Raw genomic sequence first — 11,700 nt, 5'->3', positions numbered from 1 at the left:
ATCGGTGGTGGCGGCCAGCACGGGCTTCAGCGGCAGCCACAGCCGCCGCCGCAACAACCGCCGCCGCCCCCGCCGTTGCCGCCGGCGACCGGCGCGGGCCCGGAGCTGCTATCGCCGGCGCGCGAGGCGAACACCGACATCTGGCGCTCAACGCGGCGGCCTTGACACATCGGGCACTTCACTTTGGCCGTGGTCGAAAACACCAGTTCTTCGAACGGCCGCTTGCAGTCAGCACAGAGGTACTCGTAGATCGGCATGGCGACACAGAAAGCAGAGCCGGCAGCATGAGTCAACGCGGCCGGCGCTTAAGGTATCAGGGTTGCCACCGCCGCCGGCATCTCGCGCGCCACCCGCACGATCGGAATGCCGGTCTGCACGTTGCGCTGCATCTCGTGCATGCAACGCGGCAGGTCCTCGAAGGCATAGACCTCGCCGTGCACGGTCGGGCGGAAAACGCTGCCGTACAAGGCGGTGGCGGCATTGCAACCGTCGATGGTCTCGTAGTGCGTGTGATCCAACGTGATCTGGCGCACCGACAATCCGGCCGAGTCATAACTGATGCGCTTGTCGAGCTGCCAGCCGGCGCTGACGTTCACCCCCTGGCGCGCCATTGCCGCCAGCCCGGCCGCGAACACCGGTCCACGCAGCATATCGCAGACGACGTGCATCCCCTCACTACCGGTGAGTCGCTTGATCTCCTTGCTGAACGCCTTGATGTCATCGGCAGCGGCGAAACGATGGAACGCGCCCTGATCGATGGGCTCGATGCCGAGTTGCTGCAGATGCGCGCGCCGGGCGCTGCTGCCCGAGCAGAAGAAAGCCCGGTGCCCTTCGGCGCGGGCGAGCATGAGAAACAGCTCCGAAACTCCACCGCCGAACCCCATCACGTTGAGCCGCGCCAACTTCTCGCGCGGTACTTTGATGCGAAAGATCTCGTGCGCCCGGCGCCAGAGATGATACGCCGTCGGCGCCCGCAACGGCAGCGCGGCGATCTCCCACAGATTGAGCCCGCATTTCAGCGGCGCCGGCAGAATCTGCCAGTCGCCCACCACCGCCTCCTCACCGTACCAGCCGATCGAGTCGGGCTGGTCGTAAGCCCAGATGCGCAAGGGATACCCGTAGATGTCGGGCTCGCCGTTGCAGTGGGTAACGACGACGTCGCCGGCCTTGAAGCGGGTGACATCGCTGCCAGCGGCAACGACTTCGCCGACCGCGCTGTTGCCCGGGTAGATCTTGCCGCCGCGCAGCTCGGTGATGTTGACGGTATCCGCCAGCGCGGCGTGGTCGACGTTGTGCTCGGCCGATACCGCCAAGATGCGCAGCCGCACGTCGCGCCGGCCCAGTGGCCGCAGCGTCAACTCGTCAAGGCGAATGACGCGTGCGACGTCGAACTGCGACAAGTCGTTGTTGACGCGGCGGCGCTCCTCCGCGATGGCTTCGGCTGTAATCGAGTATGCTCGGGGCATGGTCTCCTCGGCTGTGTTGGCAACCTGATCGGCGAGCCGTTCTTTAGTCTGGGGGCGGCGACGGGTCAACCGAGCGGTCTACCAACGGGCTCGCACAAGGCCGGCTGAATCAGCTAAGAGGTGGCGCTATGGCCGATGCGCCGTTGCTGCGCGACCTGCTGGTGTTGTTTGCCGCGGCGATTCCCATCGTCTTCATCTTCCATCGCCTCAATCTGCCCACCATCGTCGGCTTCTTGATTGCCGGCGTCGTGATCGGTCCGCACGGTCTAGCGCTGATTCCTCGCGCCGCGGAGGTCGAACGGCTGGCCGAGCTGGGGGTGGTGCTACTGCTCTTCGTCGTCGGCCTCGAGCTGTCGCTCGAAGAATTCACCAAACTTGGCCGAACCGTACTGTTGTGTGGCGGCCTGCAAGTGCTGATCACCCTGGCAGCGGCGGCGGGCCTGGCCGCGGCTGCCGGCGTGCCGCTGTCCGAGGCCGTGTTCATCGGCTTCTTGGTGGTGCACTCCAGCACGGCGGTGGCGCTCAAGCTGCTCGCCGACCGCGGCGAGCTGAACAGCCTGCACGGGCGGCTGGCCGCCGGCATTGCCGTGATTCAGGACCTCTGTCTGGTGCCGATGATGTTGCTCGTGCCGGTGTTGGGGGCGCCGGCATCGGTCACGTTGGTGGAGATTGCGCTGGCAATTGCCAAGGCCGTCGTCGTCATCGCCGTCGTCGTGTTTGCCGCCCGGCTGCTGTTGCCGCGGCTGCTGGCGGGGGTCGTGCGCCTGGGTATCCGCGAGCTGCTAACGGCGGCGGTGGTGCTGTTCTGCTTGGGAACGGCTTGGCTGGCGGCACAGTTCGGGCTGTCGCTCGCCTTTGGCGCGCTCCTGGCCGGCCTGGTGATCTCCGAGTCGGAGTACAGCCACCAGGCGGTGGCGGAGATCCTGCCGTTTCGCGACACCTTCAACAGCATCTTCTTCACCTCGGTCGGCATGCTGCTGCACGTCAGCGTGGTGGTACAACACGCGGCGGCGCTCGCCGGCTTGGCACTCGCTCTGATCGGTCTCAAAGGGCTGATCATCGGCACCTTGGTGGTCTACGCCACCCGCTCGGTGCGGGTGGCAGCGCTGGTGGCCGCGGCTCTGGGGCAGATGGGCGAGCTGTCGTTCGTGCTGGCGCGTACCGCCGACTCCTTTCACCTGCTCGCTGGCCTGCGCTACGAGTTGTTCCTGGCGGTCACGGTGCTGACGATGGCGCTCACGCCATTACTGCTGCAGCTGGCGCCGGCGCTCGCCTCTTTCTTCCAACGCGGTGCCGATCGGCGCCCGACCGTGCCACCGGAGCCGGCGTTGCAGGGCCACGTGGTAATCGTCGGCTATGGCCTCAACGGGCGCAACCTGGCGCGGGTGTTGCGCGAAACCGGGCTGCTCTACCGCATTCTCGAACTCAATCCCGACGCTGCCGCCAGCGCGCGCCGGGCCGGCGAACCGGTGCTGTTCGGCGACGCCACGCGGGCGCCGGTGTTGCGCAGTGTGCACGTCGAACGCGCGCAGGTGGTGGTGATCGCGATCTCGGATGCCGCCGCCACCCGTCGCATTGTCGCGGTCGTGCGCCAGCTCAACGCTCAGGCCACCGTGATCGTGCGCACCCGCGCGGTGGCGGAAATCGATGCCCTCTACCGCCTCGGCGCAACCGAGGTAATTCCCGAGGAGTTCGAGACCTCGGTCGAGATTTTCGCTCGCGTGTTGCGGCGATTGCGTATTCCGCGCAACGTCATCAACGTGCAAGTCGACATCATCCGCGGCGAGCGTTACGGCATGCTGCGCGGCCTCAGCCTGCCGCGCCAGAGCCTGCACGACATCCAGCACCTATTGGCGGCAACGCTCACCGAAACCTATCTCGTCGACGCCGCCAGCATCGCCGCGGGCAAGACTGTGCGCGAGTTGGGGCTGCGCCACGCCGCCGGTGTCACCATCATCGCCGCCGTTCGTAACGGCAGGCCGATAACCAATCCGCCGGCGGACTTCTGCATCGAAGCCGAAGACATTCTGGTGCTGCTCGGCGATCACACCGAGCTGGATCGCGCCATGGCTATCCTGCAGCCGCCGGCACCGGCGGAGGGCTGAAGGCTGCGCTGTGATCGGCTCTCTGCTCGGACTAGTAGCGCTGATTGCGGCCCTGGCCGTGGGCTGGCGCAAATGGCAGGGCCTGCGGCTCGATGCCACTCGCCCCGGCCGTAGCGAGAGCAGCGCCATCACCGTCTCCGACTACGGCGAGATCGACGCGGTCGTGCGCACCGCCCGCTGCCGTTGCGGCACACGCTTGTTTGCGCGCGGCGAAGGCTCACGCCAGGCCCTGCGGATCGTTCATCTCGAGTGCGGCAAGTGCGAGCGGGAGTACACCCTCTATTTCGATGTTCGGGCCGTACGGCACTAAGTCGGACTGCTCAGTTTGGGGCCGACTCGGAGCGTGCATTGGCGGACGGTGCCCTACTTACTGAGCACGTACGTCACCATCTGCTGCGTCCAGTCGGTCGGCTCCAGCTGAGTGAGACGCTTGGTAAGATCGGAGATCGTTCCCGTTCCCTTCGCATCGAAGACCCCGAACATGCCTTCTTTGAATCCGAGCGGGTTGAGACGTTGATCCGCATATATCATTGCATCGGCGGGAACCCGCTCTTCGAGGCCAAAGACACAACGCCTGTTCGTTCCCACGGCCCTGGCTCCTCCTCAATTGCGGAAACGGAATCGGCCGCGCAGCTCGGAGACGTCGGGCAGCAGACTGGGCGTCTGCCTCACGTTCAGCAGCTTGGCGGCGTCCTCGACCTCCGGCGTGATGGCGGTGTAGATCTCGGCGAGGTCCCTCTTGCCGTCGTTGATCGCCTTCAGAAAATAGTACGTAAGTATGCCGTGGCCGATTTCCGCTGAGGACGTGCTGATCTGCGCCGCGGTCGTAGCGCCCAGCACCGCTAAGTTGGGTGCTACGCTCCGTGTTTCGGCGACCATAACCAGCGGGCGCGCCCCCTTGGCGAGCACGCTGCGTCCACCGGTGCCGGAGAAGCAGGCGTCGAGCACCACGGCTACCTCCGTGGCCGGCAACGCGCCCAGTTTGTCGTAGAGCGTCTGGATCGCGTAGCCAGTTGTCGCGAGGTAGTTGGGATCGCCGTCGTACGGTACCAGATAAGCGTTGCCGCTCGCCGGATCTGGCGCTCCATGGCCGGAGTAGTAGAAGAACACGCGACTGCCAGCCTTGACGCGGTTGGGGAGCCATGACTCCACGATCTTTCTGATGCCGGATTGGGTAGCGCGCTCGTTGAGCAGGAGTTCGATGTTGCGCTCGGGCACGCCCAGGGCGACGAAGTACTGCTTCACCAAGCCTGCGTCGGCACCGGAGTAGTCGGACGCGGGCAGGTCTTGGTACTTCTCGATGCCAACGACGACCGCAAGGTCACTATCGGTAAGGGCTCGCTGCGCCGCGGTCAGCACCGGGACCTCCGGGCCTGCGGGGCGTTGTCCGCTCGATCGAGCCGCAGCAACTGGTTCGGACGGAAGGGTTGTCGGCGCAGGCAAGACCGCGGGTTTGGTCACCGATCCACTTGTCGTCGATCCGCTGTGGGCCGTCTGCGGCACGGCGTTTACCTCCGCTTTGCCAGGGGCCGGCTGGTCTAGACGCGGCTCGGCCATTTGCGCGTCGGCGGCGGAGGGGACGCGAATTCGCAACTGCTTGCTCGGTCCCGAGTTGCCGTCGACATCGCGAACGCGAACTGTGAGTAGTGTGTCTCCGAGCGGGAAGCCCCAGGCACGCGCCACAACCATGCAGAATTGCGCGGTAGAGCCCTTGTCCACGAACGAAAACTCGCCCTTGCTGGTCGTCGTGCAGGCAGCGGCCGAGTCGACGAATACTTCGAAACGGCAAGCAAGGTCGCTGATCGTGTCGCTAATCCGTTGGGTGCTAGCGAAGCTCGCTGGCACCGTCGCCGGAACACCGCCAATCGCCGGCGCCTTCCTGTCGCATACGGTTGCACTGCCATCGCCCAGAGCCTGGCTAGTGATGATCTCCAGGTCCGGCCGAATCGATGGATCGGTGGAATCGTGTGCAGAAACGACGCGGCCCACCGGCCGCCCGCTAGCGCCCGGCTTTGCCTCCACCACGAGCATGAATCCGGAGCCAGCCCGGCTCAAGTAGGCGGGAATGGCGTTGTCGACCGAGGCTGGAGCCATCAAGCTTCCGTCAGCACGGGCCGCACCGAAGTAGGTTACAATCGGCCCGGTCGTCTGAGATGTCCTGCCCGTTCGCGGCGCCGGCTCGAACGGGCGAAGTTTCGACGGAGGTAGTACCCCCGAGTCGCTCGGCGCCGCCTCTTGCGATGATTCGCCGGTGCGAAGTTTTGACGGAGGTAGCGCCCCCGATTCACCGTGCGCAGCGCCGGCGGCGAACGTGGCGGCCGCCATACACAAGAGCACAAGGCTCACAATCCAGCCGCGGCGCACAGTAGTCATCTGCCCCACACGGCGTGCCTGTGTCAATCGAAGCTTGTTGACGAGCGCCGGTCCATCTAGCCCGCACACGTGGTGGTGTGTTTGGATTTCACCGCTTACGGCTTGGAGCTAGTCTAGGTCGTGGCCCGGTAGGCCCGCCGGTCGCCGCGGGCTCGGCCCCGCCGCCAACTTCACATCCAACGCGCGTCTTGGCGGAGGAGGGTGGCCGCCTCGGATCACTACAACTTCGTGCGCCTGGGCGCCCTCGCGCCTGGCAGGGCGACACTGGCCGGTATGAAATGCTGAGCTTTGTCATGCCGCTCCATGAGCGACGCCCTCCGCAGACAACCTACCGGACGGTAGGAAGGTTGGACGCTCCCGCCTATTGGCGGACATCCCCGGGAGGAACAGTGCATGGGCAAACAGATCGCGATGGTCTTCGACCTCAACAAGTGCATCGGCTGCCAGACCTGCTCAGTCGCCTGCAAGGTCCTGTGGACCAACGAAGAAGGTAAACGGGACATGTGGTGGTGCTCGGTGAATACCCAGCCCGGGCGCGGTACCCCCCGCGATTACGAGAGCATGGGCGGCGGCTACGACGCCAAGGGCAAGCTGGTACTGGGAAAGCTGCCCAGCCAGGAAGAGTTCGGCGGGGCTTCGGACTTCAATTGGGCCGCCGTGCATCAGTCGAGCAACCGCAACGGCGGCGGGGTGCATCTTCAGCCAAAGAACGGTGAGCCGAGCTGGGCAATGAACTGGGACGAAGACGAAGGCGCGGGTAGCTATCCCAACGCCTACTTCTTCTACATGCCGCGCATCTGCAACCACTGCACCAAGCCGAGTTGCGTCGAAGCCTGCCCCACCGGGGCGATGTACAAGCGCGAGGACTTGGGCCTGGTGCTGCGCGACGACGAGCTCTGCAAGGGCACCCAGAAGTGCGCGGAAGCCTGTCCGTACAAGAAGATCTATTTCGACTCGGTGCGCAACATCAGCCAGCACTGCATCGGCTGCTTCCCGCGCTTGGAGCACGGCGTCGCCCCCGCCTGCGTGCGTCAGTGCCCCGGCCGCGCCATGTTCGTCGGCTACCGCGACGATACCCAGGGTGCGATCCACAAGCTGGTTGACCGCTACAAAGTGGCCCTGCCGCTGCATCCGGAGTGGAACACGCAGGCCAACGTGTTCTACGTGCCGCCGATCTCGGCGTTCGCGGTCCGGCCCGACGGCACCATCGACGAGTCGCACCGCCGCCTGCCGTTGTCATACCTCGAATCGCTCTTCGGCCCGGCGGTGGGCGGGGCGCTGCGCACGCTCGAAGCCGAGATGGGCAAGCGCCGCCGCGGCGAAGCCTCCGAGCTGATAGATACGCTGATCGTCTACAAGTGGGCCGAGCTGCTCGGACCGTTCGATCGCGATCCCGCCACCATCACCTGGTAGTGGAGATAGAAGTAACTCGATTTCCCCCGCCCTTCTGCCCGCAGGAGAAGGGACCGTTGAGAAGGAGCACTGCGATGTCGACCAAACCAGCCAGCAACCAGCACCAGGCCTCGGAAGAGAAGTACCGCAACGCCTGGAAGTGGGACAAAGTCACTTGGGGCTGCCACGCCGTGGACTGCTATCCGGGCGGCTGTCCGTGGCGGGTGTACTCCAAGGACGGCAAGATCGTGCGCGAGGAGCAAGCCGGGATCTTCCCGACCATCGAGCCGGGCGTGCCCGACATGAACCCGATGGGCTGCCAGAAGGGCGCCGCCTGGAGTCAGCAACATTACAACGAAGAGCGCGTGCTCTACCCGATGAAGCGCGCCGGCAAGCGCGGCGAGGGCAAGTGGCAGCGGGTCTCGTGGCAGACCGCCTTCACCGAGATCGCCGACGCCATGCTCGATGCCATCCAGGAGCAGGGGCCGCAGTCGTGCTACCACATCGGCACCCCCGGCGAGGGCGGCACGCAGCAGATTCTGTGGAACAACTTCTCGGCCCAGCTCGGCTTCCAGATGACTGACCTGCAGGCCGAGATCAACGACTTCAGCCCCGGCATCTACACCACCTTCGGCAAGTTCGACCCCGCGCCCGGCGCCGATGACTTCTTCAAGACCGAGCTGGTGCTGATCTGGCACGCCAACCCGGTCTACACCAACATGACCTGGTACCACTTCATGCAGGAGGCCCGTTACAACGGCGGCGAGGTCGTCACCATCGCCCCCGACTTCAGCCCCTCGGCCGTGCACGCCGACATTCACGTTCCGATCGAGATCGGCACCGACTCGGCCTTCGCCAACGCCATGTCGCAGGTGGTGATCGAAGAGCGCTTGGTGGACTACGATTTCGTCAAGCGGCAGACCGATCTGCCGCTGTTGGTGCGCACCGACACCAAGCGCTTTCTGCGCGCCGCCGATCTCGCCGCCGGCGGCAGCAACGAGCAATTCTACTGGCTCGATGCCAAGACCGGCAGTATGGTCGAAGCCCCCCGCGGCACACTCGATCCCGGCACCGCTGACCCCGCGCTCGAAGGCCGCCTGAGCGTAAAGCTCGCCGACGGCACCAGCGTGGAAGTGCGCCCGGTATTCGAGTTGCTGCGCGACCTGCTCAACGCGCAATACACCCCCGAGAAGGTCCAAGCCCTAACCGGCATCCACCCCGACACCACCCGCAAACTTGCGCGCAAGATCGCCAAGCGGCGCACCCGCATCATGATGGGCTGGAACTCGGGCAAGTACTACCACGGCGACCTGATGGAGCGCTCGATGATGCTCATCCTCGGGCTCACCGGTAACTGGGGCAAGCACGGCACCGGCGCCCGCAGCTGGGCCGTCGGCCTCAACGACGGCATGTTTACCGTGCTGCTCAAGAGCCAGGCCGGCCCGGAGATGACCCTGGCTACCCGCGGTATGGCCGACGCCATGGTCAAGATGATGATGGAGGCCGACCCTACTGTCACCGACGAGATCGCCAAGTACGAAGTCGAGCGCCAGATGACGCAGATGATGGGCTTCTTCACCCCGCCGGCGCTCTTTTGGTACCATCACTGCGGCTACCGCGAGATCTGGAACCGCAAGGGCTACGGCGACCCCGGCATGAAGCGCACCTTCGATGAGTACTTCAACGAAGCGATGGAGAAGGGCTGGTGGGCGCCGATGGACGGGCACACCCGCAACGCCGAGCCGCGCTTCCTGGTCGAGGTCGGCGGCAACTTACTGCGCCGCCAGCGCGGCGGCGCGCGCCAGTTGCTGGAGCACTTGTGGCCGAAGCTGAAGATGATCGTGTCGGTGGACTGGCGCATCAACACCACCGGGCTGTGGGCCGATTACATCCTGCCCGCCGCGCAACACTACGAGAAGACCAACCAGCCCTACTCCAGCCCGATGCACCTGCACGTGCTGCTGATCGAAAAGGCCGCCGAGCCCCAGGGCGAAGCCAAGAGTGAGTGGCAGATCATCCAGGGCGTCGCCAAAGCCCTCGAAACCCGCTCCAAGGAGCGCGGCCTGCCGGGATGGAACCGCAAGAACGGCGAGCCGGTGCCGGTGCACAACCTGTGGAACTGGATCACCAAGGGCGGCGACCTGGCCGATGACGACCGCCTGATCGACGAGATCTTCCGCGACAGCGCCCTGCTCGGCACCATCCCGGCCGACACCACCCTCGACTCGATGCGCAAGCACGGCGCGGTGCGCGCGGTCGGCTGGGGCAACTCGGCGATGATGGTCTGCCAGCAGTCGCCGATCGAGCCCAACAAGACCCACACCCCGTTCCGCAACCACATCGAGCAGCTCAAGCCCTATCCCACGCTCAACCGCCGCGCCTCGTTCTACATCGATCACGAGTGGTATCTCGAAGCCGGCGAAGAGCTGCCGGTGCACAAGGACAACCCCCACCACGGCGGCGAGCACCCCCTGCGCCTCACCAGCGGACACCCGCGCTGGAGCATCCACTCGATGAACCACACCAGCAGCATCATGCTCGGCACCCATCGCGGCTACCCGGTCATGTACATGAACCCCGACGACATGAAGGCGCGCGGGCTGAACAACGACGACGAGGCGGTCATGGTCAACGATCTGGCCGAAATGCGTATCCGCGTGCGCCTGTCGCCCGGCACCAAGCCCGGACAGGTGGTGGTCTACAACGGCTACGAGCCATTCCAGTTCAAGCAGTGGAAGGGGCCGGAGAACATCGAGCCCGGCATGGTCAAGTGGCTGCACTTCGCCGGCGGCTACGGCCACTTGCAGTACCGCGGCATCCACTGGCAACCGATTCCGATCGACCGCGCCGTCCACGTCGACGTGCGCAAGGCGTAGGCCATCTGCAAGGGTGGGGGTGCACCGACGGTGCGCTCCCACTCATTTGCGGCCAACAGGTTGCGCCCAGCCATGAACCGGCACCGCCGATTGCGCTTTCAAACCGTCCGGGTTTTCGAGTACATCGAGAGTGATGAGTTCGAAGGGTTCGTCTCTCGCGACGTCGGTGCCCGGCGAGAACAGGCGGGGCTAGTGGTCGGCACTGCGCGAGATGTCGGTGGCTTTGGCACTTGGCCCTGTCGGGTGAGGACGACATGAGCGCAGATGCTCAGTCCGATGGACTGCGGCCGGCGTTGCCACTGGTGGTGGCGGGGTTCGTGATTTCGTTCGTTCTCGTGGGCGGCGGGATCGATACGGTGAGCGTGTTTATCAACGCCATCACGCAGGCCACCGGCTGGCCGCGCTCGGGCTTGTCCCTGGGGGTAAGCGTGGGCGCTGCCTGCGCGGCGTTGAGCACACCGGCGGTCGGGATGGCGGTCGATCGCTACGGCGTGCGCGTCCCGATGCTGGCCGGCGTGCTCTTCCTCGCCGCCGGCTTCGTCATCCTGCTCGGCATGACCGAGCCCTGGCACTTCGTCGCTGCCAACGTGCTGCTCGGCCCAGGCTTTGCCGGCACCGCCATGTTGCCGATCACGGTCGCGGTGACGTTGCGGGTGCCGGATCGCACGGCCCTGGCTCTCGGTATCATCGGCTCCGGCGCCAGCATCGGCGCGCTGGTGCTGGCCCCGGCGGTACAGGCGGCGGCCGAGGCCTTCGGCTGGCGTGGGGCCTACGCGGTGTTGGGCAGCGCGGTGGTTCTGACACCGGTGCCGTTCCTGCTCTTCACCCTGCCGCGCGGACGCTTGCCGCGGCACGCTTCGAGCGCCGGGCCGCAAGCGAGCCTGGGCGCTGATCTGCGCCGCCCCGGCGTGCCCGCGCTCGCCGGCATCATGATCCTGCCGGGCCTGGCAGGTTTCAGCGTCTCGGTGCACTTGGTGCCCTACCTGACCGGACTCGGTCACTCGGGCACCCTCGCCGCCGCCGCCCTCGGTGGCACCATCGGTATCTCCGCCATCGGCAAGGTAGCCGGCGGGTTCATCGCCGACCGCGTCGGCGTACTGCGCACGGTACGGCTGGCGTTTATCGCCTGGGTGGCGGCGTTGGCGCTGCTGCATCACGCCGGCACCACGCCGATCCTGCTCGCTTTCGTGGTGTTGTACGGCTTGGCGTTCGGCACCCAGATCGCGGTGATCCCCGCCATCGCGTTGGACATTCTCGGGGGCGCACGCTTCGGCACGCTTTTCGGCATCATGCAGCTGGCGGCCATGCTGGCCTCGGCGGTCGGGCCGGTGTCGTCGGGCATCATCTTCGATCGCACTCACAGTTATGGCGGCGCGCTGCTGGTGTGGGGCTCAGCCATGGTGCTGGCCACCGTGATCGCATGGTTCATGCGCCCGGCCACCGGCCAGCCGGCTGCTATCCGGCGCGCGGCGTAACCCCAGTCAAGGA

General features: G+C 65.8%; 9 protein-coding genes. 5 read left to right on the top strand and 4 right to left on the bottom strand.

What is annotated here, in order from left to right:
- Positions 1 to 26: 26 nt before the first annotated feature.
- Complete coding sequence (locus HY699_07915) at positions 27 to 257, bottom strand: zinc ribbon domain-containing protein (GenBank protein ID MBI4515726.1); 231 nt, start codon at positions 255 to 257, stop codon at positions 27 to 29.
- 48 nt (positions 258 to 305) lie between these two features.
- Positions 306 to 1,466, bottom strand: coding sequence for a zinc-binding dehydrogenase (locus HY699_07910; protein ID MBI4515725.1), 1,161 nt, complete (start codon positions 1,464 to 1,466; stop codon positions 306 to 308).
- Between the two features lie 128 nt (positions 1,467 to 1,594).
- Here HY699_07910 and HY699_07905 point away from each other — a divergent pair, with 128 nt between their 5' ends.
- Together HY699_07905 and HY699_07900 are read left to right on the top strand one after the other, a co-directional pair.
- Positions 1,595 to 3,571, top strand: a complete 1,977-nt coding sequence (locus HY699_07905) for a cation:proton antiporter (protein ID MBI4515724.1) — start codon at positions 1,595 to 1,597, stop codon at positions 3,569 to 3,571.
- A gap of 10 nt (positions 3,572 to 3,581) precedes the next feature.
- On the top strand, positions 3,582 to 3,881 hold the full coding sequence (locus HY699_07900; protein ID MBI4515723.1) for a hypothetical protein: 300 nt from the start codon (positions 3,582 to 3,584) through the stop codon (positions 3,879 to 3,881).
- 53 nt (positions 3,882 to 3,934) lie between these two features.
- Here the strand turns inward: HY699_07900 and HY699_07895 are convergent, their stop codons facing one another.
- Positions 3,935 to 4,159 carry a hypothetical protein gene (locus tag HY699_07895; GenBank protein MBI4515722.1) on the bottom strand — a complete coding sequence of 75 codons (225 nt, stop codon included), beginning with the start codon at positions 4,157 to 4,159 and terminating at the stop codon, positions 3,935 to 3,937.
- 15 nt (positions 4,160 to 4,174) lie between these two features.
- Positions 4,175 to 5,665, bottom strand: coding sequence for a caspase family protein (locus HY699_07890; GenBank protein ID MBI4515721.1), 1,491 nt, complete (start codon positions 5,663 to 5,665; stop codon positions 4,175 to 4,177).
- Between the two features lie 672 nt (positions 5,666 to 6,337).
- Here HY699_07890 and HY699_07885 point away from each other — a divergent pair.
- The 3 genes from HY699_07885 to HY699_07875 all read left to right on the top strand — a co-directional run bounded on the left by HY699_07885 (position 6,338) and on the right by HY699_07875 (position 11,687).
- Complete coding sequence (locus tag HY699_07885) at positions 6,338 to 7,357, top strand: 4Fe-4S dicluster domain-containing protein (protein MBI4515720.1); 1,020 nt, start codon at positions 6,338 to 6,340, stop codon at positions 7,355 to 7,357.
- A 74-nt stretch (positions 7,358 to 7,431) separates the two neighbouring features.
- Positions 7,432 to 10,212, top strand: a complete 2,781-nt coding sequence (locus HY699_07880) for a molybdopterin-dependent oxidoreductase (protein ID MBI4515719.1) — start codon at positions 7,432 to 7,434, stop codon at positions 10,210 to 10,212.
- A 254-nt stretch (positions 10,213 to 10,466) separates the two neighbouring features.
- Positions 10,467 to 11,687: an MFS transporter gene (locus HY699_07875; GenBank protein ID MBI4515718.1), complete on the top strand. Its 1,221-nt coding sequence runs from the start codon at positions 10,467 to 10,469 to the stop codon at positions 11,685 to 11,687.
- The last annotated feature ends 13 nt before the right edge of the window (positions 11,688 to 11,700 follow it).

This window comes from Deltaproteobacteria bacterium (assembly GCA_016210005.1).
Classification (GTDB): domain Bacteria; phylum Desulfobacterota; class Binatia; order HRBIN30; family JACQVA1; genus JACQVA1.
The sequence above is the reverse complement of the archived record's forward strand: the minus strand, read 5'-3'. Positions and strand labels throughout refer to the sequence as shown.